20 protein-coding genes are annotated in these 24738 nt (G+C 47.3%); 7 read left to right on the forward strand and 13 right to left on the reverse strand.

Annotated elements, in window-relative coordinates:
- Window positions 1–8: 8 nt before the first annotated feature.
- A complete protein-coding gene (locus OGY33_RS08575) occupies window positions 9–1937 on the forward strand; it encodes a putative bifunctional diguanylate cyclase/phosphodiesterase (protein ID WP_048235445.1) in 1929 nt (642 codons plus the stop codon).
- A gap of 12 nt (window positions 1938–1949) precedes the next feature.
- Here the strand turns inward: OGY33_RS08575 and OGY33_RS08580 are convergent, their stop codons facing one another.
- From OGY33_RS08580 to OGY33_RS08610, 7 genes are all read right to left on the reverse strand, one after another.
- The gene (locus OGY33_RS08580; protein ID WP_191238540.1) at window positions 1950–2909 is read right to left on the reverse strand and encodes a YbgA family protein; all 960 of its coding nucleotides are present in this window, start codon (window positions 2907–2909) and stop codon (window positions 1950–1952) included.
- Window positions 2910–3058: 149 nt separating this feature from the next.
- Entirely contained in the window at window positions 3059–4009 is a 951-nt protein-coding gene (locus OGY33_RS08585; protein ID WP_174770311.1) for a bifunctional helix-turn-helix transcriptional regulator/GNAT family N-acetyltransferase, read from the reverse strand.
- 309 nt (window positions 4010–4318) lie between these two features.
- The gene (locus OGY33_RS08590; protein ID WP_223123740.1) at window positions 4319–5446 is read right to left on the reverse strand and encodes an alpha/beta fold hydrolase; all 1128 of its coding nucleotides are present in this window, start codon (window positions 5444–5446) and stop codon (window positions 4319–4321) included.
- Window positions 5447–5833: 387 nt separating this feature from the next.
- Window positions 5834–6550: an SDR family oxidoreductase gene (locus OGY33_RS08595; protein WP_191238541.1), complete on the reverse strand. Its 717-nt coding sequence runs from the start codon at window positions 6548–6550 to the stop codon at window positions 5834–5836.
- A gap of 91 nt (window positions 6551–6641) precedes the next feature.
- Complete coding sequence (gene curA, locus OGY33_RS08600) at window positions 6642–7676, reverse strand: NADPH-dependent curcumin/dihydrocurcumin reductase (protein ID WP_149607190.1); 1035 nt, start codon at window positions 7674–7676, stop codon at window positions 6642–6644.
- An 83-nt stretch (window positions 7677–7759) separates the two neighbouring features.
- Window positions 7760–8362 carry a TetR/AcrR family transcriptional regulator gene (locus OGY33_RS08605; protein WP_188110079.1) on the reverse strand — a complete coding sequence of 201 codons (603 nt, stop codon included), beginning with the start codon at window positions 8360–8362 and terminating at the stop codon, window positions 7760–7762.
- A gap of 101 nt (window positions 8363–8463) precedes the next feature.
- Window positions 8464–9873, reverse strand: coding sequence for an MATE family efflux transporter (locus OGY33_RS08610; protein WP_149607188.1), 1410 nt, complete (start codon window positions 9871–9873; stop codon window positions 8464–8466).
- Window positions 9874–10092: 219 nt separating this feature from the next.
- Between OGY33_RS08610 and dsbA the strand changes: the two genes are divergently transcribed.
- The 5 genes from dsbA to trpS all read left to right on the forward strand — a co-directional run bounded on the left by dsbA (window position 10093) and on the right by trpS (window position 15919).
- Window positions 10093–10716 carry a thiol:disulfide interchange protein DsbA gene (gene dsbA / locus OGY33_RS08615; RefSeq protein WP_191238542.1) on the forward strand — a complete coding sequence of 208 codons (624 nt, stop codon included), beginning with the start codon at window positions 10093–10095 and terminating at the stop codon, window positions 10714–10716.
- Between the two features lie 304 nt (window positions 10717–11020).
- Window positions 11021–11386, forward strand: coding sequence for a VOC family protein (locus OGY33_RS08620; protein WP_048214280.1), 366 nt, complete (start codon window positions 11021–11023; stop codon window positions 11384–11386).
- 299 nt (window positions 11387–11685) lie between these two features.
- Window positions 11686–12795 (forward strand): AI-2E family transporter, encoded by a 1110-nt coding sequence (locus OGY33_RS08625; protein WP_003832733.1) that lies wholly within the window; start codon window positions 11686–11688, stop codon window positions 12793–12795.
- A gap of 119 nt (window positions 12796–12914) precedes the next feature.
- A complete protein-coding gene (locus OGY33_RS08630) occupies window positions 12915–14699 on the forward strand; it encodes a diguanylate cyclase (protein ID WP_191238543.1) in 1785 nt (594 codons plus the stop codon).
- Window positions 14700–14914: 215 nt separating this feature from the next.
- Complete coding sequence (gene trpS, locus OGY33_RS08635) at window positions 14915–15919, forward strand: tryptophan--tRNA ligase (protein WP_048214282.1); 1005 nt, start codon at window positions 14915–14917, stop codon at window positions 15917–15919.
- A gap of 109 nt (window positions 15920–16028) precedes the next feature.
- Here trpS and OGY33_RS08640 read toward each other — a convergent pair whose 3' ends face one another.
- From OGY33_RS08640 to OGY33_RS08655, 4 genes are all read right to left on the reverse strand, one after another.
- Window positions 16029–17072 (reverse strand): ParB/Srx family N-terminal domain-containing protein, encoded by a 1044-nt coding sequence (locus OGY33_RS08640; RefSeq protein WP_191238544.1) that lies wholly within the window; start codon window positions 17070–17072, stop codon window positions 16029–16031.
- 155 nt (window positions 17073–17227) lie between these two features.
- Window positions 17228–18922, reverse strand: coding sequence for an NAD-dependent malic enzyme (locus OGY33_RS08645; RefSeq protein ID WP_191239021.1), 1695 nt, complete (start codon window positions 18920–18922; stop codon window positions 17228–17230).
- A 40-nt stretch (window positions 18923–18962) separates the two neighbouring features.
- On the reverse strand, window positions 18963–20345 hold the full coding sequence (gene dcuC / locus OGY33_RS08650; RefSeq protein ID WP_149607183.1) for a C4-dicarboxylate transporter DcuC: 1383 nt from the start codon (window positions 20343–20345) through the stop codon (window positions 18963–18965).
- Between the two features lie 114 nt (window positions 20346–20459).
- Complete coding sequence (locus tag OGY33_RS08655; RefSeq protein ID WP_191238545.1) at window positions 20460–21602, reverse strand: M20 family metallopeptidase; 1143 nt, start codon at window positions 21600–21602, stop codon at window positions 20460–20462.
- A gap of 114 nt (window positions 21603–21716) precedes the next feature.
- On the opposite strand from OGY33_RS08655, the gene OGY33_RS08660 reads away from it, so the two are divergent.
- Entirely contained in the window at window positions 21717–22631 is a 915-nt protein-coding gene (locus OGY33_RS08660) for a LysR family transcriptional regulator (protein ID WP_191238546.1), read from the forward strand.
- Between the two features lie 530 nt (window positions 22632–23161).
- Here the strand turns inward: OGY33_RS08660 and OGY33_RS08665 are convergent.
- Both OGY33_RS08665 and OGY33_RS08670 read right to left on the reverse strand, forming a co-directional pair.
- A complete protein-coding gene (locus OGY33_RS08665; RefSeq protein WP_191238547.1) occupies window positions 23162–23503 on the reverse strand; it encodes a phosphoribosyltransferase in 342 nt (113 codons plus the stop codon).
- A 24-nt stretch (window positions 23504–23527) separates the two neighbouring features.
- Window positions 23528–24675 (reverse strand): IS3 family transposase gene (locus OGY33_RS08670; protein WP_191238548.1). Its coding sequence is split into 2 segments (ribosomal slippage): window positions 23528–24438 and window positions 24438–24675, totalling 1149 coding nucleotides; the frame shifts between segments, so codons are not numbered across the junction.
- Between the last annotated feature and the right edge of the window lie 63 nt (window positions 24676–24738).

A 24738-nucleotide genomic window follows, 5' to 3' on the forward strand; every position in this document is an offset into this window, starting at 1 on the left:
GGAACATCATGAACAGAATACTGGCTGGCATCATCTTTTTTCTTTTTATATCTACCGGGTATATCTCTTTCCTCGTGCATGAACGGCAACAAGAGTTACAGAAACTGACTCACTACACCGATTCCTGGTCTGCTGCTCAGCTGGTATCACAATATTACCGATTTGAATCGTTGCTTGGTCTTTACACTATCGATGATACGATGAATCTCGATGATGTACGCATGCGCCTCGACATTATGCTTAGCCAGAGTGATTTGATAAAAGAAGGTGACCTGGGGCGCTACATCGAAAGCAATATAGCCCACCGCGAGCTGGCGGTAAAACTTGAAAATACCCTTAGTTTTCTGGATGTTAATCTAGAAAAAATGAACCGTTCAGCACTCCAGGCTTATCTGAAAAAAATGCATACTCTGGATGCGCCACTGGGTCGTCTTTCATCTGGTGCGTTAAACAAAGATGTTAACTCGATCAATAACGCCAACCAAAAAATTCAGACGCTGTACTATATTTATTCTGCAACCTCTGTGCTGCTGATAATACTGAGTGCGATTCTGGGCGTGCTCATTTTCTATCAAAACAGAAATATTCTGCGGGCGCACCTGCAGGTCAAGAGTCTTGCCGAAGAACTGCAGAAATCTAAAGAAAAACTGCAAATTCAGAATGCTAAACTGGAATATGACGTCTACCATGACTCTCTTACCGAGATGAATAACCGTCAGCTATTCTGGAGCGATTTAAATAAAACAATTGAGAGAGCAGAAAAAAATCACGATTCTGTGACTGTGATGTTGTTTGATTTAGATCGATTCAAAGAGGTAAATGATACGTATGGTCATGATGCCGGTGATATGTTGCTACGCCAGATATCAGACCGACTGGTTTCGATGAGCCTTACCTCGGATACGCTGTATCGCCTGGGTGGAGATGAATTTGCGTTTCTCTCAAGTGGCCTGACAGAAAGCCACGCTGTTTCGCGCGCCCAGAAAATATGTGAGTTTATCAGCCAGCCCTACACTATTTATAACACGATTATCAACATAACCACCTGTGTTGGCATTGTTATCTCAGACACTGAACGTCGTTCCGACTATCTTTATAAATTTGCCGATCTGGCCCTTTATGAAGCCAAAGGTGAAGGCTCTGGTAAGATAAAAGTCTTCCGACAACGAATGTTAGAAAAGCTACAAGAAAGCAGAACGCTTGAGCATGATATGGCATTGGCAATAGTGAACAAAGAATTCGTGGTTTATTATCAGCCCATTGTTGACTCCTTCAGCCAGGAAATTTATAGCTATGAAGCCCTAATTCGTTGGCTCCATCCTCTAAAGGGCCTCCTGTCACCGGATAACTTTATTCCTGTTGCTGAAAAAACCGGAATGATTAATGAGATGGGGAAAGCTGTGCTTGAAATTGCCTGCCGGGAAGCGGCTTGTTGGGCGGTTCCGGCTAAAATTTCAGTGAATGTCTCTCCAGTCCAGCTAAGCAGCAAAGCCTTTGTCGGTATCGTACTGTCTATTCTGAAAGAAACTGGACTCCCAGCCGATCGTCTTGAACTGGAAGTAACAGAATCCTCTCTGTTCACTGAGAGTACGACGCCGATGAACACACTTAATAAACTCAGAGCCATGGGTGTAAAAATCTCGATCGATGATTTTGGCACCGGATATTCTTCCCTTTCGCGCCTGAGCAGGCTTGCCTTCGATAAAATTAAAATAGACAAGTCGTTTGTCCATTCAATATCCACACAGGAAGATGCGCTTAATATCATCAAACTGATCACCGGCATGGCGAAATCCCTCAATATGAAGGCTGTTGCTGAAGGTGTTGAAACGCAGGAACAACTAAAAAGCCTTCAGGCGCTGGGCTGCGATTTCGCCCAAGGATATCTGTTTGGTAAACCTCAGCCTTGTATCGATGAGAAAATCAGAAACGGTTGAATCGCTCCCAGGCTATTTGATCATCAACCGTAGCGCTAAATCATTCGGATAAGGATCAAAATAGTTCTGGGTAAGCAGATAGCTGTCTGGGTATTCAGCCAGATAGTGCTTGAGTAGCGTCAGAGGCGCTAATATTGGCAGCAGCCCACCGCTATAGTTGAGGATAACGTCACGTAACTCTCCGCGCTGGCGTGTGTTCAACCGTTCGCGGAAGTAGCCCTGGATATGCATCAGTACGTTGGTGTGATTTTTCCGTGAGGCGGGCTTTGTCAGGATCGTCATGAGCTTTTCACGATAGACAACAAAAAAAGCGTCCAAATCATCCCACTGGTGAAGCGAGGCAACGAATGGGCCGATTTCCCGGTAACCGGCCTGGTGATGAGCCAGAAGCTGGAGCTTATAGCGACTGTGAAAGTTGAGTAAGCCATGGCGAGTAAGACCATTGGCCCGCAGCCTGTTAAGCTCATGCAATGCGAACACGCGTTCGACAAAGTTCTCCCTCAGCACTGGATCGTGCAAGCGGCCATCTTCTTCGACTGGCAACCACGGGTAGGTTTCCATTAACGCGCCAGTAAACAGACCAGTCCCTTCTTTTCGCCCACGATTTCCCTTCTCGTCATACAGTCTCACTCTTTCCATACCGCAACTCGGTGATTTAGCACAGACGATAAAACCCGAGAGGCCACCAAGTCCCTGAAGATATGAGTTGGTGAAATCGGACATTTTATCGGTTACATCCTCACCAGGCGCATGGCTAAAACAGATGCGGACATTCCCTTGGGCGGTTTGAACCAGACGCAACGCGGGACGTGGTACAGGCAAACCGATGGACATCTCTGGGCAGACAGGTTTGAAAGTCACCCACTGAGCCAGGTCGTCCATCACAAACCCCATCCGTTTATGCCCACCGTCGAATCGCACGGCTGAACCAGTTAAACATCCACTAATCCCGATGACAGGCTGAGTGTTCATAGCGACCCCCTCGTTAATTGACGACCCTTTTCGGGAAAAAAATGACGGTTTCACTATTAAATCATAGCGTACGTTATCTGCTGTGAGTTCAACTGATAGATGCAAGTATTCAAAAATATCCTGGCCGCCAGGGTAAGTGGTTAGCGGTTTTAAGATGACTTTCGAGTGAACTGTTGCTCAGTAATAGTATTCCCCCATTGATCGCCTTCCCATTCTTTCGATAATTCAAATCCAAATGATTCGTACAATCGTCTTGCAGCAGTAAGTTTATTAAATGTCCACAATTGTACCGATGAGAATCTCTGCTCATCACAAAATCTCATCGCTTCTCCAACAAGCTTTCTACCCAATCCGCTGCCACGACACCCATCTTCAAGGATGAACCAGCGCAGATGCGCCTCATTATTCCCAAGGTCCTCACCGTCAATTGCAACTGAGCCGACTATGCGTTCATTCACCATTGCCAGCCAGATCTGATTACATGGCTTGTCCAGACGGTCAGAAAAATCAGCAAGACCTGCGGCAACCTTCCCTTCAAAAAAACTGCCGAAGTTATGTTCTCTGGCGTAATAGCTACCATGCATTTCAGTAATACGACCTATCATACCGGGATGATAACCCGTTACTATTTTGAAACTGTTACACACTTTGCCTTCAATTCTTTCACGACAGGCTTTCAACGCGCTGGCATAGGAAGAAAGACCTTGTAATACAGTTTGTTGTGTAAACGGATCGAGCTTACCAAGTGCCGCTCCGACACGTTGGTCAGCATAAGTATTGATGTTATGTACGGTCTCCATGCCCTTCCCGGTAAGGCTTAATCGTTTTGTCCTCGCATCTTCAGCAGAAGGACTTTCTTTAAGCTCTCCGGCTTCGACAAGTTTAGCGAGCATGCGGCTAACGCTGGATTTCTCTAGCCCCAAGACCTGGACCAGTTGAGCGGCTGTCAATGATCCATGAGTTTCAATTTCAAGCATGGCGTGAACTGCTGAAGGAGGATAGTCAGTTGCAGCCAGGTTTTGGTTCATGAACCCCAGCTCTCGCACCATTAAGCGTGATGCCGCACGTATGTTTTGTATATTACTTAGTTCAGAAATCATGAGCATTATCCTGCAACAATAGTTGTACCATGCAACCATTGATGTAAGGATTTTGTCAATCTCTTATTCTTTATCCGCTTCGTGCCAGGAGCGGAAGCTGTGGTGCCAGAGGTCCTCTAAACATTGATGGTTCATTTTGCAGGGATACTTACATTCCGATTGTCTCTCATCATGAGGATCGGAAAACCGATCCTCATCTGATCTACATTGCACCAGAGCCTGGCTGTCGACGAGCATCGCCCAGCACATTGGTATTGCGAATCACCGACGCTCCATGATTTGAAGTGCCCTCGCAGTGCGAGAAGCGGTTCAATTTTCGGAGCGATTCAATTTTTGCTGAACCTTTGTAAAATATTCTGTGAGAGCCTGGTTGACCTCCTGACTGTGTTCCTGCTGTATCCAATGACTGCCATGTGGAATGATGACTTGTGTCACTTGTGGAACTAAATTCGGAAGAGCAGCCAGGCTGGCCTCGCCATTCGGATTGGCGATGACGGGATCGTCACTGCCCGCGATAAACAGGGCTGGCTGTTGAATTTTTGCAGATTCCAGCGGGGCGCTGTCATACCAGTTTTGGTCGATGTTCCGATACCAATTGAATGCACCTCGAAAACCCGTCTTACGAAATTCATTCGTAATGTACTCTAAGTCTTTCTCCGACAGCCATTTAGGGAGTTTGTCGGGTACAGACTGGAAAGTAAGAAAACCATCACCTTTGTTCATCAGGAACGGCCGTCCCGAAGGGTCCGCTTTACCATGAGAGAAGAGGCGAATAAAGGTGCCGCGCGTATCCCGTTCGAATTCTGCTTCAGCGACACCTTCTTTTTGGAAGTAAGTCCAATAATGCATTTTATTGCCAGGGATGTTTCGAAGCATTTCAAGGGGCGGCATCGGCGCACGCGCCGTGAATGGGACACTAAGTGCAGCGATGGCAGGGAACATGTCCGGTCGTAATTGAGCTGCCAGCCACGTAGCGCTAGCGCCAAAGTCATGGCCGACGAGGTATGCTTGCTCTTCGTTGTTGGCGTGCACCAGGCCAACTAAATCACCGACAATCCGCATCAAAGAATAACTCTTCGTATCCTTGGGAGCCTCCGTTTGCCCGTAACCTCTCATGTCTGGGACGACCACATGAAATCCAGCTTTTACCAGTGCAGGGATCTGATACCGCCATGAATACCATGACTCTGGCCATCCGTGGACGAGCACCACTAGAGGACCTTCTCCGGCTTCAACGTAATGCATGTTTATTCCGTTTATTTTCTTTATATGGTGTTTCAGGCGCAGGTCAATGTTGCCATTTCTCAGGGATGTAATCTGGCCAGTTTCCTCGGCTCCAGCTCGCGGTGCTGTCGGTGCAGAAGCCGCAAATGCAGAAGCCGCAAGTACAGAAGCCGCAACCGCGGTCAGTAAAAAAGTGCGGAGGTGGATGGTCATTGATATGCCTCTTTATTAAGTGCGTGAAGTGATAGGAAAACTGATTCCTGGCAGATGAAGCCACGACTCCACCAATCCTCCCGGCGGCCATCATAGTCATCAGCATCCATACCGGAAACCAAGTGCCACGCCAATTCAATTGTTCACGTGTATTAGGTATTTGCGCTGCAAAGACACTTTCAGCCTGACAGCACTATTCCCGGATGGTTGTATTTTTATTTCAGTATAAACAATAGGATTACTACGTTCTGCTCCAGATAACTATAATCTGCATGGCAGTATAAAAGCCATTATTAGAGTGGCAATATAGATGCAGCCATGCAGATCTAATTGAATTAGACTAATCTGGTCTCTGATTTAGCGTAATGGTAATGCTAAAAAATATTTTCAAAATGTAGAGAAGTGATGTTCCAGTCCTTTTGGATTACTCGCCCAGAAACCAGACGCCTGCTGTGAAATAGGATCAGGATAAATATCTTCGAGGTCGTTAATCAGTCCTTTAATAATCTCTTCTGCGGCACTATTTGCTGAGGTTTTTTCAAGCTGGAGTTCGGAAGACATTCGGGTGTCAACCGGACCTGGGTAAATACCCACTACTTTGATATTCTTTGTTTTCAGAAGGCCCCTGGCGGCCTGTGTTGCTGAGTGCATTGCCGCTTTAGATGCCGAATAACCTGCTGTAAATGACATAGGTGCCAGCGCCAGTATGCTCAGTACGTTGGCAATAACACCTCCACCATTTTTCTCCATCGCAGGAATAAAAGCCTGCATGACTCTCATGGTACCAAAGTAGTTAACGTCCATGTCCGAAGATAATTCTTCCTGAGTGGCAGTTGCAGCATTATTAGAAAGCATTGCACCGGCGTTATTCACTAAAATATCAATTGCGCCAATTTGTTCAACGGCTGCGGAAACATCTTCGGCTTTGGTAATATCAAGCTTGATAAAAAAAACTCCGTCATCACCGAAATCCGGTAAATTACTCAGTTCCCGGGTGCCAGCATAAATTTTCCCTGCACCATTCAAGATGAGAGCATTAACAAGCTCTGCACCAATACCACGATTGGCGCCTGTTACTAAAATTGTTTTACCCTGAATATTCATTTTATTACCTGTCTGTTTGCAAATTAAACATGAGTGAAGCGTCTATTTGGGAATAGACATACCTATGGTCAGGTATGTCGCTCTTTTACAATTAAAGTGGTTTAGCGACTTCAATGACTAACTTACCGAAGTTCTTACCTTCAAGCAGACCAATCAGGTGCTGTGGTGCGTTTTCTAATCCAGTTTCCATTTGCTCGCGATATTTGACTTTACCTTCTGCTACCCATTGGCTCATGTCAGTTGCAAACTCGTTGTAACGGTGGCTGTAGTCTTCAAAGATAATGAACCCCTGTACTTTCAGGCGTTTTACCAGGATTTGAACCATTAGCTGAGAAAGACGATCCGGACCTTCAGGAAGAGACGTCGCGTTATACAGAGAGATCAAACCACATACAGGAATTCGGGCGGCAGTATTCAGTAAAGGCATAACCGCATCAAACACTTTGCCACCGACGTTTTCATAGTAAACATCAATGCCGTCTGGACATGCTGCTGCAAGTTGTTCAGCAAAGTCATCCGCTTTGTGGTTAATACACGCATCCATACCTAACACGTCTACCGCGTAGCGACATTTTTCTTCACCGCCAGCAATGCCGACAACGCGACAGCCTTTGATTTTGCCAATCTGTCCAACAGTGCTACCCACTGGTCCGGTCGCCGAAGCAACCACGACAGTTTCTCCCGCTTTTGGTTGACCAATATCCAGCAAGCCCATATACGCCGTAAATCCTGGCATACCCAGAACACCGAGTGCCCATGAAGGATTTGCAGGGTTGTCACCAAGCTTCAAAAGGCCTTCACCACTGGATATGGAATACTTTTGCCAGCCTGTTGTGTACGCAAGCACCCATTCACCCACTTTGAAGTCAGGATTGTTTGATACTTCGATTTGACAAACAGTCCCGCCCACCATGACCTCGTTGAGGGCAACGGATTCTGCGTAAGACTCCGCATCGCTCATACGGCCGCGCATGTAAGGGTCAAGCGACAAATAGATAGTACGCAGCAGGACTTCGCCTTCTGTTGGCTCCGGCTTAGTAACAGTTTCTAAGCGGAAGTTTTCAGCTGTTGGCGCGCCGACGGGGCGTGAAGCCAGAACGATACGTTGGTTTGTTGAGTCGATCACTGGACTTTCCTTTTATTGTTTAACAAATAGACCGGTCGTCTAGTCGTGATTTAAAATGCTATCGAAATAGCATATGAATTCTGTTACCTGCCCTCCTGTATGGGCATTTTTTCTGCAAGCATTAATGCGTTTGCTTTACCATCGATAAGGAGTTGATCCGACACCTCTTTATCAGGAATTATGCGGGCCAGTTGCAATGTTCCAAGCATGACAGCCCAGATAGCTCCGGCAACGCGCATACGAGTTGCCGGATCGGCGTCTGTGGAAAGACAGTCTGAAATACGTGCAATAATCCTGGTTATCTTGTCAGACATCATGTCACGTGTGTCTTCCGGCCGAGTCCTCAGCTCAGACGCTAGCGCCGCGATTACGCATCCAAACTCTGGCGAGTCGCGATGTTCGGGTGTGAGGTACCTGTCCAGTATCTGTTTAATACTGAGGTTTTCATCGCTGTTTGGATCGCCAAATGCTGCACAAAATGTTTCATCCGCCGCGAGACACACCGCTTCTTTGATCAGCTCTTCTTTTGACTTAAAGTGGCTATAAAAGCCGCCCACCGTAAGTTCGGCATCGGCCATAAGGGTTGCAACCCCTACCTTTTCGATACCTTCCGCGCGAAACCTTTTTGACGCAGCTTCGACGATTTTTTTATGCGTTTCTTCTTTACGGTCTTTGGAATATCTCATGCTACGTTCCTCATCCTGCATTATCTGAATAGCATTATGGCGATAATGCTATTCAGGGCAAAGACTACGATCTATAACTTTATCTGGTAACCAACAACCGCTTAAGACCGGACCGTCCTGAGCGCGGACGAGTTCTGCTTATTGTATTTGGGCCACATCGCCCCCGAGCGGTCGATCACGACACTCATAAGAGCGGCTATCACCATAGATCCCATGACGATAATAAACAGTCCGGCCTGACCCACATTGAAGTACTCGACTGCAATCCATCCGCCACCGGCTGCGAGGATTAAACGAACGGTTCCGACCAGGAACATTTTCCACATATAACCGCTGCCCTGCGCAGCAAACCCGAGTGCAAACAAAATGCCGTTGGCTGCGTAGAAGGGAGCAACAATTTGCAGGTACAGCTCGCCAGTAACCAGAACGCTTTCATCATGCGTGAACAGGCGAAGCCAGACGCCAAGAAATACTGCGACAAACAGGCCGACAACCTCGGTGAATACCACACTGACAGCAACACCGACCCAGGCAATACGTTTCGCTCTGTCTATCTGACGGGCACCTACGTTAATTCCGACCATCGTCACAATGGCCGTACCGATCCCGAACAGTACGGGGATCAGAACATAGTCGAGACGGGATGCTGTACCAAAACCACCTATTGCATTGACACCAAACACGCCCACAGCGCCGGTGACCAGTAAAACCATTACATTGAGCTGAATAGTCCCCAGTGCAGCAAGCAGACCTACATTGAGAATTTCGCGGAAAAGAGGCCAGTGTAAGCTTACAAACATCATCCGGATACCAGCACGCCCACTGGACATGTAACGCAGCATAGCTATTGCCGCGACCCAGTAAAAAATATTAATTGCAATGCCAGCCCCTGCTAACCCGAAGCCCTCAATCGGCCCAAGGCCAAAAATCAGTAAAGGTGAAAGCGGGATCAGCACCAGGGCGCCTATCAGCGTGACGGTCGCAGGTACTTTAACATTGCCAATACCGCGTAATACGGCAGAAAGGAGATTGACGATCCAGATCGGCACAGATGCAAGAAATACATAGACAGAATATTCATGTGCAGCACTGAGTGCCTCGCCAGACCCGCCCATAGCCGCATAAATATGTTCGCCCAGACCGATAAAGAAAGCTGTAAAGGCAAGACCAAAGACAATAGCTACCACAACCGCATGCAGGATGAGTGCATTAACATCATCATGTTTCCCGGCACCCGTTGCTCGAGCTACAGCTGAGGCCACACCGCCACCAATGCCACCGGCAGCCATCATGGTCATCAGCATCCATACCGGGAAAACAAGTGCGACGCCAATCAGCGCTGGTGTTCCTAAAAACGATACGTAATACGTTTCAGCTACGCTGACTAACGTTTGCGCAATCAAAACGAGGATCGTAGGAACAGCGAGCTGCATCATTGGGCTAAAGACTGGCCCGTTAAGAATCGCTTCCTGCCGGGCTAGTTTGGCCGCCTCGCGACTGTCAGGTTTCATTTAAATCTCCAGAGTGTTTGAGCAGGCAGAAGACCTTGGGCTGGGCATAGTTTGCACCAGCGGGTTCTTTTATATTATGATCATAATACTATGAGATTCAAAAAAGAAAGCTCTTTATGAAACGCCATCGTTTCCTGGTGCTGAAATGATCTCTAAGTTACCGAAATTACGCGAAAAAAAATTTTCTTATCACTGAGTACAGTACGGGAGTTATGGATCATGAAGATTTTATTAGCAGCTTTTGCCTGCATTTTTCTCACAACCGCCGTTAATGCAGCGCAGTTTAATGAAGGGAAACAGTACATTTCTTTGAGCAAAACGGTACCTGATGCACCCGAAGTCATGGAGTTTTTTTCGTTCAACTGTCCGCATTGCTATCAGTTTGAACAGGTCATTCACGTCTCAGACAAAGTCGCTGAAAAACTACCGGCAAACGCGAAGATCGTTAAGTATCACGTCGAATTTCTTCCGCCATTAGGCAAAGAGCTGACTCAGGCCTGGGCAGTAGCAATCGCGTTAGGCGTTGAAGACAAAATCACTTCCCCTATGTTCGAGTCGGTGCAAAAGAAACTCAGCATCAAGAATATTGATGATATCCGTAGCGTTTTTATTGATGCCGGTATCAAAGCAGAAGACTTTGATGGTGCGTGGAACAGCTTTGCTGTGAAAGCCTTAGTGGCTAAGCAGGAGAAAGCGGCCATGGATGTTGAACTTAGAGGGGTTCCGGCGATGTTCGTCAAAGGAAAATATCAGCTGAATCCGCAGGGGATGGACACAAGCTCGCTTGATATTTTTGTTCATCAGTACGCGGCGACAGTTAGCTATCTAATTGAAAATAAATAACCTCAACCTTTCAACAATGAAACCTGGCGGCAGTAATGACGCCAGGAACGATCTACTCAATTCCTTAAATCCATTCTTGTTGTAAGAGTAAAAAATTAACAAAACTGATGTGCCATTCCTAATGAATATTTAGGCGGGATACAAACCAGGCAATCAAAGAATCCAATTAAAGCAGCAAAGGCAGGTACTGTAGATATATAGATCTCTAAATTGATGTTCATCACATTGACAGGTTCTTACGTGAATGCGACTTCAATCTCTTTATATACTCTTTATTTGTTCATATCTTCATGAGGAATAAAGAATGTTCGATCATGTGAAAATCGGTGTAAGTGATTACGAAAAAAGTAAAATTTTCTTTCTCAACGCGCTTCAGCCGCTTGGCGTAGAACTCATCGATGAAGGCACACCAAGCTACGGTGTTGAAATGGGCTCCGAGAATGTTTCACTTTGTCTGTTCCAGACAAATGACAAGCCGGCTCCTCTGCATCTGGCGTTTGTCGCAAAAACCCGGCAGCAAGTTGATGAATTTTACAATGCTGCTTTGCGCACGGGAGCCCAGGATAACGGAGCACCTGGCTTACGTTCCTATAGCGAAAACTACTATGCCGCATTTGTCATTGCACCTGATGGCCATAATATTGAGGCGGTCTGCCATGCGCCGGACTGATTAAGGTGCAGTTTGGATATCGAAAAATTATTCGACGTTGATATTGAATCTGTCTGAAGAGCTGTAATAACGCTGCTTATTTGAAGTCAAGACATAAGAGTATCGTTGAAAAGAAGGAATTCGTATATGTCTAAGATTAAGTTTGAACTGAGGCGAGGATAGCTCTCCCGCCAGTGAAGCAAGGACAATAAGAATGTAGCCTTAGTGCAACATCTTTATTCTAAATATCTGCAGCTAAAGTTGGTAAATCCCCTGAACGGTTCTATAGTCGGGACTGCTTCTCATTACAGGGTTCACTAATGCGATTTAACGGACTGACTAAAGGTTTCTTCATTTTCATACTTGCCCTCGTGACCTGGGCGTTCTTCGATGTATTGTCCCCCTACTTTTCCGCCATTTTGTGGGCCGCGATATTAACGACTATCTTTAACCCGGTAAAAAACAGACTACGTAGCGCGCTTGGCGAACGCAACGGGCTGGCATCGTTGATTACCATCGTCATTATCTGTCTGATTGTCTTTATCCCGCTGATGGTAATCCTGTCATCGTTGGCCATTGAACTGAACGTGGTGTACACCAAACTGCAACAGAATGACACGCAGTTCCCGGAAGTCGTCACTTCTATTCTTTCGTACCTTCCTGATTGGGCCAGAGGATTTCTGGCAGAACACAATCTGGATGATGTCGCGCAGATCCAGAAAAAACTGTCCGATGTCGTGCTGCAAGGCGGGCAATATCTCGCTGGCAGTGCATTTCTGATCGGGAAAGGCACATTCGGCTTTGCTATCAGCTTTGGCATCATGCTGTATCTGCTGTTCTTCTTACTGAAGGATGGACCGTATCTGGTGCGCCAGATTCTGGACTCATTACCCCTTTCTGATTTTGCCAAACAGCACCTGTTTGCCAAATTCGTCGGCGTGACGCGGGCAACCGTTAAGGGCACGGCGGTCGTCGCTTTGGTTCAGGGTATTCTTGGCGGCATCGCGTTTGCAATTGTGGATATCGACGGCAGCGTTCTGTGGGGTGCGTTGATGGCGTTTCTCTCCCTCGTGCCTGCCGTGGGCTCAGCGATCGTCTGGGTACCTGCAGCAATATTCCTGTTCGCCACCCACCAGCTATGGCAAGGGCTGTTTATCGTTGGCTTCTTCGTGATTATCGTTGGGCTGGTGGACAATATCCTGCGCCCGCTGCTGGTAGGTAAAGACACCAAAATGCCGGACTATCTGATTTTGATTACCACTCTCGGCGGCATGGAGATCTACGGCATTAACGGCTTTGTGATTGGCCCCCTGATTGCTGCACTATTCATAACCTGCTGGAACCTGTTTTCCGGGCGTGACCATGAAGGTAACGTGGAAGGAATCGACGAAGCCTTTATGGAAGAAGGAAAAAATCCTCCAGATTTATGATTGCAGGACGATAACAGAAGGCGGTTTCTGGACCGCCTTTTTTATTTTCACGCAAAATCATGCGTTTCCTATAATTGCAATCATGCGTATTCATTAATCGTCGCAGAAGGAACTAATCAGTGCGAATTGCCACAATCACCAACTGGGCCTATAGCGCGACGGTATGCCTGACCATCGCTTCAGGCGTTGTCATGCTGATGGCATCCAGCGCCGATAACACAGAACGCCAGGTGGTAGAACAGCGTTATCAGTTCGATCAACTTACCGAAGAAGTCGAACTCGATGCCTGGTCGCTGTCAGACCTGGCACGCGACTATGTTATTGCAAAAGATCCTGAGGTGCTTGACGCCTACCGTCAGAAAGAAGCGACGCTGAAAGCTGTTGAGCATCGTCTGTCGAAGCTCAAGGACCTTGGAGCAACGGATGAAGAGCTGGCGCTATTGCACGAAGGGCTGCAGATTGTTGATGCCCTGCAGGACGAGCAAGCTGCCGCGCTTACCAGCGTCGCACGCGCAGAAGAGTCGCAGGCTATTGCCCTGCTCTATGGGAAAAGCTATGAACAGGAACTGGAACGCGCCCAGGACCGGATAGATCATTTCCGCCAACTGCTCGATAACCGCGTACGTAATACGATTGAAGATGCAACCCAGTCATCCCGCATACTGCGGACGGCCTCTGAAGTGATGGTCGGTCTGACGGCGCTGCTGTTTTTATTCGTTCTTGGTTTCATTTTAAAGCGTCGCGTCCTGCGTCCCGTCGTGCGTTTGAGCGATGTCGTAAACCGTCTGGCGTCGCAGGATTATGCCGTTGAGACGCCCAGCTTTAACCAGATAGATGAAATAGGCGACATGGCGCAGGCGATCCGGATATTTCGCGAGAACGGTCTGGCGCGTCAGAGACTGGAGAAAGAGCGAGATGCCGACTGGGCAATCCGCGATCTGCTGGCGCGTATGACGCAGCGTCTGCAAGGCTGCGAGAGTTTTGCCGATGTCATCAATGTGGCAGAGCTGTTTGCACCGAATATTGCTCCAGGTATCGCCGGGCGGCTTTACATACTGGACCAGGAACCCTGGCAAATGCGCTGCGTTGCACAATGGCTTTCTCCGCAGGGTAAAGCGGATGCGTTCCACCCGGACGAATGCTGGGCTGTGCGCCGCGGCCAGAGTCATCCTCCGGTACAAGGTGAACCCGATATCGCCTGCTACCATCTGCCAGAGTCATGCCAGCACCACACTCTGTGCGTCCCGCTGATTGCCCAGGGCGAAGCCATCGGCCTGCTCTCATTCCAGAACCTTAGCGATGATTCAGCCCCCTCCCGTGCATATCTGGAGCTGATGGCAGAAGCACTCGGCCTCGCATTAGCCAACCAGCGTCTGCGTGACGCCCTGCTGGAGAAAGCGCTCTACGACCCGCTAACCGGACTGCGCAACCGTCATCATCTTGAAGATACACTGCGTACCCAGATGAGCCAGGCAGTGCGTAACAAAGAACCAATCAGTTGCCTGATGATCGATATCGATCATTTTAAAAGTATTAATGACCGCTTTGGCCATGAGGCTGGCGATAGCGTAATCAAAAGTATCGCTGCGACTATTCAGCGCGTTGTCCACGACAGCGGCATGGCCTTCCGCTACGGCGGTGAAGAGTTTCTGGTACTGCTGGCCAATACGGATGAACAGGCCGCTAACCGCTTTGCTACGGAAATCTACAACGGCGTACGCGAACTGTCGCTGCGCTTTGGCGTTTCCGATATTGGACACGTGGATGTCTCTATAGGTGTCGCCAGTTACCCGCAGCATGCCCAGAGCGACAACCTGTTACGCGCCGCAGATGTCGCACTGTACCGCGCGAAAGAGTTAGGTCGTTCGCGCATTGTGAGCTTTGGCATGCTGGAAGCGAGCTGATATGCGCCAGCACTTCGGGCATTGCTTTACCTCTACGCCAGGTGGTATGTTAATTGGATGAACACAAAACACGATATCAACGGTTTTAATCACAACCTGTGGTGGCTGCCTTCTTAAAGGCGGTCAGAATGTGTTTTCCTCATTTTAAATAACCGCCGAAAGGCGGTTATTTGCATTTAGAGACCCCTTTCGGTTTTATGACTAAGGAGTCTTACATGAACAATAAAACCATCATCCTCACTGGCGATCGTCCCACCGGCCCGCTGCATCTTGGCCATTATGTGGGGTCATTGCGCCAGCGCGCCACGCTGCAACACGATTATCAGCAGTTTATATTGGTGGCTGACCTACAAGGGTTAACCGATAACGGCAGCACACCGCAAAAGATCCGCAACAATATTCCCGAAGTACTTGCCGACTATCTTGCTGCAGGAATAGACCCGTCACTTACCACCATCTGTCTGCAATCTGCACTGCCTGCTCTCGCAGAGTTAACCGCGCTTTATATGAACATCGTCACCGTGGCTCGCGTGGAGCGTAATCCTACGGTCAAAAACGAAATTGCGCAGAAAGGGTTCGCCCGCTCGTTACCGGTTGGTTTTCTGGTTTATCCCATCAGTCAGGCGGCAGATATTACGGCCTTCAAAGCCGAAGTCGTTCCCGTCGGCGACGATCAGTTGCCAATGATTGAACAGACTAATGAGATAGTGCATAAGATGAATAGCCTGTTACCGGCCCCCGTCCTATCGCACTGCAAAGCGCTGCTGAGTGAAACCAGCCGCCTTCCAGGGATCGACGGAAATGCCAAAATGTCAAAATCGCTTGGTAACACATTGCTCCTGTCAGCCAGCGAAGAAACCATTCACCGCGCGGTTAGCGCAATGTACACCGACCCTAATCATCTGAAAGTGTCCGACCCAGGGCAAATAGACGGCAATATGGTATTCACTTACCTCGATGCTTTTCATCCGGATAAAGCAAAAGTGGCGGAAATGAAAACGCATTACCAACGGGGTGGACTGGGTGACCGGACATGCAAAAACGAGCTGGAAGTGTGCTTGCAAGAACTCATCGCGCCAATGCGCGAGCGGCGTGCAACCTACATTCAGGATAAAGGCATGCTGATGGCGATGCTCAAAAAAGGAAGCGAGCAGGCGCACGAGATTACGCAGCAGACATTAAGAGAAGTGAAGCAAGGACTGGGTTTGCCGGTGTTCTGATATCGAGTTGCAACAGGAGCGATAAGTAACGATGACTCCCGTCTGAATGCCACCGCCGGGAGTTATCAGAAGCTGGCTCGCGTTTTATCGAAAAAATTTAGGGTAAAAATCAATCTCCTTTAACCCGCTGAAAAATCTTGTCCCGATACGCATCAAGATGATGTTTTTGCAGATAACGTTCCACCTCCGTAACCCATTGGGTTCCCTCACCGAGAGTAGCGCGGCTATGCGTTGACGCGTAAAGATATCGTCTGTCATAGAGACTAATCAGCGTCTGATTTACCGCATTGACACTGTAATTGGGGTTGTTAGCCAGCTGCTTTTCCAGCGACTGAACGATACGCGCCTGATGGGCAGCATCGGCAGGATATTCCGTTTCATTAAGCTCGCTCAACACCAGAAATAAAGGGGGGATCTGCTCTTCAATCGCCGCCTGTAATCGATAATGCCCATCAAGGATCACATAAGATCCTAATCCGGCGATATACCAGACCAGTATCGGCGGCAACGTCCCCTCTCGGCATTTTTTACGCCACCATTTTAATCTCCCCGTATTGGGTTGAATGGCATAACGCCCCCGCAGCAAATAACCGCCCCACCACCAGTCAAGCAATCTGACGTTTTCCGGCTGCGTCAGATCTGGGAAATCTTCACCGTACAGCGTCCACTGGCAGTTAATATTTTCAGTGCTTTCTGGCGCTGAGAAACGCCAGTTTTCTAACGCAATGGGTTGGGGACTGGAATAGCGCGATGAACATTGAATCGGTAACATCGGTCTTATCAACCAACGCTGCGGTGAGAGTAATGGTGTTGGCGCATTCATTAACTGACGAACAAAATACCGGCACCATTCGCCGATCCGCACCTGCTCGCCTTTGGCTTTTATCCGTTCAATATCTTCAGAAGTTACCGCAGGTAATATCTCCTGGCTCCGTGGATGATCTGCATTAAAAACCAGCCAAACGCCGGAATGATCTTCAAGCATTGAAGCCCAGAATAACGGCTCTCCAGCGAGCTGCAATGCCATACGCCCAAAATGGCCACTGAGCATTTCCATCGCTGGCTCAGTTCTTTGATTTTCTTTGAAGATCAGTTCCAACCCTTGCCACTGGTTATTACGATCAACCAGGTCTTTCCACCAATAATCTGTCATTGCCGCCTTCCCTGAGTAACGGGTTAATATCCCATGAGCTTCGCCATCGGTCAGCAAGGGTGTCTTGCGTTGAGAATAAGATGCATTGTGTCAAAATCCAACCTCCCTATCGATGAGTGGCGTCAATCCCCCTCCAGAGAGGGGGTTGATTAGCGTCAGTATGAGGTCCGTCTGTATTGACGATACTGCGGATGCCAAAAAATCTCGTCAATTTTGCCTCGTAATGATTCCTCCGGTATACGAATGGCTACGCCATCGCGTTGCGCTGCAATACCAACACTAAAGGCAATGGCCTTTGTTACCTCCTGAATATTATTTATATCCGGTAATAATGGAGAATCTTTATTGCTTTTCATTGGCGAAAAAGAGGCTAACGTTCGGCTTGCCGTTATTAACATATTTTCTGTAATTCGTGTGGCGCGGCTTGCCAGACACCCTAGACCAATACCAGGGAAGATGTAAACATTATTACATTGTGCAACGGGATACTCCTTTCCTTTGTATATTACGGGATTAAATGGACTTCCCGTTGCAACAATGGCGTTTCCCTCTGTCCATTCAATAATATCTTCCGGCCTCGCCTCGACCCGTGAAGTTGGGTTGGATAACGGCATGATTATTGGGAGCTTACAGTAATTGTACATTTCCCTAATAATAGCTTCGCAAAACAAGCCTGGTTGGCCGGTAACACCTATCAACACCGTAAGATGCGCGTGACAAACAACATCCATCAGCGTCATTTTTTCGCTTTCCACACCCCAGCTTTCGACGATCGTTCGAGGCTGTGACAGTTGTCGCTGAAAAGGTGGAAGGTTTGCCTGGTCATCAGTCAACAATCCGAACCGATCCACCATATAAATTCTGGCGCGAGCTTCCACTTCAGACAAGCCTTCAGCGATCATCTGCTGAATAATATGCTCCGCAATACCGCAACCAGCCGATCCGGCCCCCAGAAATACAACTGTTTGCTCGCATAATGAACGACCGGAGACTGAGCTTGCCGCCATTAAACATCCTAGCGCGACGGCAGCAGTTCCCTGGATGTCGTCATTAAAACAGCACATCTCATCTCTGTATCGCTCCAGAAGAGGAAGTGCCGTTTGCTGAGCAAAATCCTCGAATTGCAGTAGGACCTCAGGCCATCGACGTTTAACCGCGTTTATGAACATATCCACAAACTCAAAATATTCTTCCCCGGTAATTCTTGGGTGACGCCATCCCATATAAAGAGGATCATTTAGCAGTTGAGAATTATTGGTTCCAACATCCAGCAGAATGGGTAATGTATTTGCCGGATTTATACCACCGCAGACGGTATACAAAGACAGTTTGCCGATTGGAATCCCCATGCCGCCAATACCTTGATCCCCAAGTCCCAGGATCCGTTCACCATCGGTGACGACGATGACACGAATATGCTGTTTCGTGGCATTGTGCAATATATCATCGATTTTATGGCGATCCGGCCATGCGATAAATAACCCTCTGGCCCTACGGTAAATATCAGAAAAATGTTCGCATGCATGGCCAACAACAGGTGTATAAATAATAGGTAGCATTTCTGCTAAATGTTTATTCACCAGATAATAGAATAGTGTTTCGTTAGTGTCCTGAATGTTCCTAAGGTAGATATGCTGTGCAATAGCAGACTTAAAATCGCTAAACTGGCGATATGCTCGATGGGATTGCTCTTCAATTGTTTCAACTGCATTGGGTAGCAATCCTTCCAGATTGAATATCACTCGTTCCTCTTCGCTAAAACCACTTCCTTTATTAAGAAGAGGAGATTCGAGTAGAACAGAACCTGAGTAAGGAATATAGAGCAAATTATCCACATTTTCATTTAACATAGTGTTCATCCAGATAAAAACCTTCCGTATTCAGTTACTCTTACATACTGGAAATTAGCGTATTAGCGATTAGCATAGTTATGATTCCACCAAGTGCCGGAATGACCGTTCTGCGCACGATCATAAATGGGGAACACTCTCCCGATTTACTGACGGCAATAATAATACCGGCAACAGGCGACATTGCGCGTCCCATCCCAGCCATCAGTTGCATTGGCAGAAGCATATGTACGGCGTTCATACCAAATTTTGTTGCAATAGACTGCGCCATACCGGCAAATGAAAAGAAGGCTGCAACCCCCGACCCTGTCAGTACGGCCGTTACCCCGACCAAACATGCCATTACAATCGTCATGCTGGTGAAACCAAAGCCAGCGTTATGTGTCGCATCGAGTAAATAATCCACTGCACCAATTTTTTGTAATCCCTGTGCGAAAATTTCGGCGCATACCAGTAATGAAACGATACTGGTAAACATACTCCCCATACCTTTAAAGAAGACTTGTACTCCTTTGCAGCACTCTTTAAAGTTTCGTTTTACACATAGCTCAAAAATAAAGGCGACAATAGTTCCGATAACCATTGCAGTCACGACATCTACTTTAATGGTATCAACAACCAACGGACTGAACACCAATACCAGAACGACAGGAAAAATGGGCAATAACCCGTAGAACTTAGGTGCTGGCACGTCATCTTTTTCAGCAATCTCGGGTTGCACAGCACATTGTGACGCAACAACATGTCCATCTTTTTTGTCAAAATATTTCGCCGTAAAATAGATTAATATAGAAACGACAACCATCACCGCCGCAGCTACCGGCATCTGATAATGAGCAAAATACAGTGCTGTTTCCATGCCAGCATATTCAGCAGCTAAGTTCGCGGTGCCAACGGCCGGCCCAAGATCCATAAAGGCACACATGCCAATCATAGCCGCGGCAGCAGCCTTACTTACCCCAAGCCGAACCAAAACCGGGAAAAATGTCACCAGCAATAACATTGCAAGGCCCGCAGCACTGGAGATGGCAACATGGAGCAATTGCGCAAAAATGTAGCCGATGGCAAGGATCAGGTAAGGTGCTTTTAAAGCCTCCAGCGGCCGAATGCAGACATCAACCATGGCCTTTGAAGCTTTAATATGATCCATATAGCTGGCGAAACCACCGGCCGCCATAATAATCAAACCGATCCCTGCTACCTGCGTTGATAATGAACCTTTTACAAAAGCAAATATATCAATCCAGACAGACCCTGTGGATTTTGCATTTCCATATAAGATACTTTTTTCAGGGTAGAAAATGGCTGTAATTGTTAACAAGGAAAGCCCCGCTAACAGCAAAACAGTTTGCGGCTGGTAATTCTTGATAATTAACCAAGCCGCAACGACAGTAATAACTATCGCAATAATAAAAGCACTCATGGATATTTCCCGTTATTTATTCGTCAAGATATCAATAATCCATATAGCCACAGTGGTTACATGAGGATAACAAACAATAATGTCGTTGAGTGTGCATGATGTATTTAGCTAAAATTATGCCCCATCATCAGAATTAATATCGTTAAGCATCATTCCAGCAACCAGTACGGTTCTGGTAACGATATTTACGGGTAATATATGCTCATGGAGCGCATGGATACCGGCTCCTGTCGCACCAAGGCCATCTAATGTAGGAATACCTAACGCCGCGGTGAAGTTTCCATCACTACCACCTCCAGCCGATTTCGCGGTAATCGTAATGCCCAGTATTTCCGCAATCTTTTGCGCTTTTTCAAATAGCTGTTCGGAAGCTGAAGAACGTTCCATCGGTGGGCGAGTTTGCCCTCCTTCAACCCTGAGTTGGCTACCCTGCAAATGAGGTGTCAAACGGGTGATAGCATCATGGATCCGTGCAGCTTCTGACTGATTTTCCACTCTGGTATCAATTTCTAATTCGGCAGAATCCGCGACGACATTGACCCGACTGCCACCCCGTACAATACCAACGTTAACGGTGGTACCGCGCTCAGGATCATTCAACTCTCGCAATTTGAGGATCTGAAAAGCCATTTCCTCAATAGCACTAACCCCCTCATCAGGATTATTGCCTGCATGCGCAGCAAGACCTGTGATAGCAATGCGGTAACGGCCAGTGCCTTTACGGGCAATTTTTAAATCACCATGAGTTGTCGCCGGTTCAACAACCAATACTTGCTCAGATCCTGTAGCATTACGGATAATCCATTCCTTCGAACTTGGACTTCCGAGTTCTTCATCACTATTGCACAGGAAAACAATGCGCTTACCACCGAGATGCCCGCTCTCTTTTAACGCACGAACCGCCCAGATAGACTGAATCATCCCGGCTTTCATATCGAGGATCCCCGGGCCATACCATTTCCCCTCTTCTTCGCGAAGTGAGAGTACCCCTTTATCCCAGACCGTATCAAAATGCCCCAAAATTGTGGTTTGCGGGCCCTCTTTTCCCAGAACAAATTTTAACTGGTTACCGTAATGTGTCTGTTTTTCAGTTTCAGCCTGTATACCCAGACGCTTTTCGAAAATAGCTTTTAAAACGTCACCACAGTGGTCAACAGCAGCTTTATCAGTTGAAGGAGACTCAGCCAGTACCAAATCGCTGATATCTTCCATGATAAGGTCAGTATGTTTCTGTAAGTAATTAACAACGCTCTTCATTGCCACACTCTCCGCATAGGTATTTAGCATTAGTATGTGATGAATCCCGGTTGAAAAAGAATCAGGCTCCTATGCTATTATTGTTGCTTTCAGGTCAACAATAATGGAAAAAACATGACATTGAGCACCTATCCAGAAAAAGCGATCCGTTATTTATATATGGTCGGATTGTACGGTGGGATCCGCAGAGCCGCCGACATCCTTGGCTTTAACCCTTCGGTTGTCAGTCGCCAAATCTCTCTTCTGGAAAGAACAATACAGCTGCCATTGTTGGAGAAAAGAGGACGTAACGTTGTCCTCACCGAGGCGGGAAGATTACTGGCTGATGACTACGCCATTACTCAACAAAAACGCAATGAACTTGAGCGGCAACTCAGCGATATGCGCCATATGCGTGGAGGGACAGTTACGCTGCGCGTTGGACAAGGGATGGTCCAGGAAATCATTACCCACGTCGTGAGCGATTTTGCCCAAATCTACCCGAATGTGTTTGTAGATATCACTTCTGGCAACATGGAAACGTCGATGGAACTCATTGCAAGAGGTGAAGTGGATATGGCCGTGGGATTTGGTCCCGTTGGGCAACCGGCACTTAAACGATATAGCTATAATCGGGGAGCCATTTGTGCCATTGTCAGGAAGGATCATGCTATTTCTGATTTAAAGAAAATAACGCTTCAGGAACTTTCCCGGCATCGCCTGATTGCTATGCATGACAATTTTGGGCTTCAGCGATATCTCACTGCGATGTTTCGCGATGAAGCGATTATGTTCAGGCCATCCTACTGCTGTAATTTGTTTACCAGCGCAATAGCCCTGTGCCGTGCGGGACTGGGGATTGCTTTTATGACAGAACAAACCGCTAATGCAAATTCTTATCCTGGGGAATTGACGGCAATACCGATTGATCATCATATTGCCAGAGAGTGTCAGTGGCATGTATTGCGTAGTTCCGATCATCGTTTTACACCGGCTGCTCATTACTTATGGAAGTTGCTGTGTAATTATTTAAGTGACTCCAGCACGTAGAAATGTAAAAACATCACGCAGTTTAACAATCAGGTGTGACTCGCCCGACGCACAGCCTGAGTAAATAGCATTCTGCAAAATTAACAAAATACAATCATTTCAAAACTCAAAAAAAAACATATAAATCATTACGATAAACAATTACTGGGACAGTTAATAGCGGGTTATAGCAGCTATTAATGTGTCCCTTTTTATGTCCCTGCTCCAAAAGATGCCCCCAAATCACGCTTCAAGTGGGGTAAAACCACTCCAAAGCCACACAGGTTATTCAAGCCTCTCATCATCAGTACTTATGGCCTTCAACTATTCAAATTTCACGTGAAAAACAGTACCTCCTCATACGACTGCTCAGTGCCAACAGCGGACATTGTTTCGGTCTACTGTCAGTGTTGTAACTTTTCTTAACTGACTGTTTTTGTGGGGCTGGCGGGAATTGAATCTGCGAGCACACAGAAAAGTGATCCAGAAAATTAACCATTAAAGGCAATTTATCCGTAACCGATCCCCACTTAACATAAGTGCACGACTGGTTATTTCATTAATTTAGTAATATTGGGCCGATTGCGATATTTATTATCCCATGGCATACCATAGCCAATGAGTAGATCATCACTCTCCATTTCATAGGCAAAATACTGTTTTACAGGAATATTCACTCTTCCAGGTTTGACGAAGAGGACGGCAACAGACAGGGATGCTGGATTGAAATTATCTAAGATATATTTAATAAGGCGCTTCATTGTACCACCTGATTCTATTGCATCATCAATAAGAATGACATGACGATTTTCAATCTCAATATTTTGATGGTAAACAATAGTGGAGTTGTTATTTCGTTCCCCAGGTGTGTGAGGGCAGGATATGTAATCCATGCTTACTGAATCGCCACGGATAATCTAGACACTTCCGAGCCGTTGATAATACTGGTTTTCATATTCTGTCGGTGACATCTGATTGCTCGAACCATGCCGACGCTTACTGTTATAAAACATTTCGATGTAATCAAAAATATCGCTGCGGGCTTCTTCCCGCGTTCCGTAGATCTTTTTCTTTATCCGTTCGCGTTTCAGCAACTGGAAAAAGCTTTCTGCAACCGCATTATCGTGACAGTTACCGCGACGGCTCATGCTCCCCTCCAGGCCGTGTGATTTCAGGAACGACTGCCACTCATGGCTTGTGTACTGACTGCCCTGGTCCGAATGAACCAGCACCTGTTTTTGGGGATTACGCCGCCATACAGCCATCAGCAGTGCGTTCAGGACAATGTCCTTTGTCATCCGGGATTGCATTGACCAGCCGATAATTTTGCGTGAGAACAGATCAACAACCACAGCAAGATACAGCCAGCCTTCGTGGGTCCTGATGTAGGTTATGTCCGTTACCCAACGCTTATCCGGAGCATCCGGATTGAACTGTCGCTGGAGCCTGTTGGGCGATACGATACTGGCCTCGCCTTTGCGTGCCCACGGGCTCCGGTACCCGACCTGAGCCTTTATCCCGGCACGATTCATCAGTCGCCAGACTCTGTTCACTCCGCACTGTTGACCGCTATCCCGCAAGTCCAGATGGATCTTGCGATAACCATAAACGCAACCGGACTCCAGCCAGAACTGTTTGATCTGTCCCGTCAGTCTCAGATCTACCTGGTGGCGCTGAGAATACGGTTGCTTAAACCAGGCGTAAAAGCCACTGGGATGAACATCCAGCACCCTGCAGAGCAGACGAACAGGCCAGCAACGGGAGTTGTCACGAATAAAGGCGTACCTCAGTCGGACAGCTTTGCGAAGTACGCCGCGGCTTTTTTTAATATGTCCCGTTCGTCAGTAACCCGCTTCAACTCCTTCTGGAGTCGGCGGATCTCGGCCTGAGCATCTGACTGTTCTTTATTAGTGGATGAGTCCGGACCGTACTTCTTTATCCAGGCGTAAAGGCTGTGGGTGGTGATATCGAGACGTGTTGCAACGCTGGAAACAGAATGACCGCGATCAATAACCTGTTTGACTGCTTCAATTTTAAACTCTTCGGGATAACGTTTACCGCTCATGGGCACCTCTCTTTAAGTCATCTTAAATGACTCCGAGGTGTCTGTTAAACCCGTGGCGATTCA

This window comes from Citrobacter sp. Cpo032 (assembly GCF_030332975.1).
GTDB lineage: Bacteria > Pseudomonadota > Gammaproteobacteria > Enterobacterales > Enterobacteriaceae > Citrobacter > Citrobacter portucalensis.

Coding starts and splice junctions, on each gene's coding strand:
- dsbA (WP_191238542.1), top strand. CDS start 10,093: ATGAAGATTTTATTAGCAGCTTTTGCCTGCATTTTTCTCACAACCGCC.
- OGY33_RS08625 (WP_003832733.1), top strand. CDS start 11,686: ATGCGATTTAACGGACTGACTAAAGGTTTCTTCATTTTCATACTTGCC.
- trpS (WP_048214282.1), top strand. CDS start 14,915: ATGAACAATAAAACCATCATCCTCACTGGCGATCGTCCCACCGGCCCG.
- OGY33_RS08620 (WP_048214280.1), top strand. CDS start 11,021: ATGTTCGATCATGTGAAAATCGGTGTAAGTGATTACGAAAAAAGTAAA.
- OGY33_RS08585 (WP_174770311.1), bottom strand. CDS start 4,009: ATGATTTCTGAACTAAGTAATATACAAAACATACGTGCGGCATCACGC.
- OGY33_RS08580 (WP_191238540.1), bottom strand. CDS start 2,909: ATGAACACTCAGCCTGTCATCGGGATTAGTGGATGTTTAACTGGTTCA.
- OGY33_RS08660 (WP_191238546.1), top strand. CDS start 21,717: ATGACATTGAGCACCTATCCAGAAAAAGCGATCCGTTATTTATATATG.
- OGY33_RS08575 (WP_048235445.1), top strand. CDS start 9: ATGAACAGAATACTGGCTGGCATCATCTTTTTTCTTTTTATATCTACC.
- OGY33_RS08645 (WP_191239021.1), bottom strand. CDS start 18,922: ATGTTAAATGAAAATGTGGATAATTTGCTCTATATTCCTTACTCAGGT.
- OGY33_RS08610 (WP_149607188.1), bottom strand. CDS start 9,873: ATGAAACCTGACAGTCGCGAGGCGGCCAAACTAGCCCGGCAGGAAGCG.
- OGY33_RS08665 (WP_191238547.1), bottom strand. CDS start 23,503: ATGGATTACATATCCTGCCCTCACACACCTGGGGAACGAAATAACAAC.
- OGY33_RS08605 (WP_188110079.1), bottom strand. CDS start 8,362: ATGAGATATTCCAAAGACCGTAAAGAAGAAACGCATAAAAAAATCGTC.
- OGY33_RS08640 (WP_191238544.1), bottom strand. CDS start 17,072: ATGACAGATTATTGGTGGAAAGACCTGGTTGATCGTAATAACCAGTGG.
- OGY33_RS08655 (WP_191238545.1), bottom strand. CDS start 21,602: ATGAAGAGCGTTGTTAATTACTTACAGAAACATACTGACCTTATCATG.
- OGY33_RS08590 (WP_223123740.1), bottom strand. CDS start 5,446: ATGACCATCCACCTCCGCACTTTTTTACTGACCGCGGTTGCGGCTTCT.
- OGY33_RS08595 (WP_191238541.1), bottom strand. CDS start 6,550: ATGAATATTCAGGGTAAAACAATTTTAGTAACAGGCGCCAATCGTGGT.
- dcuC (WP_149607183.1), bottom strand. CDS start 20,345: ATGAGTGCTTTTATTATTGCGATAGTTATTACTGTCGTTGCGGCTTGG.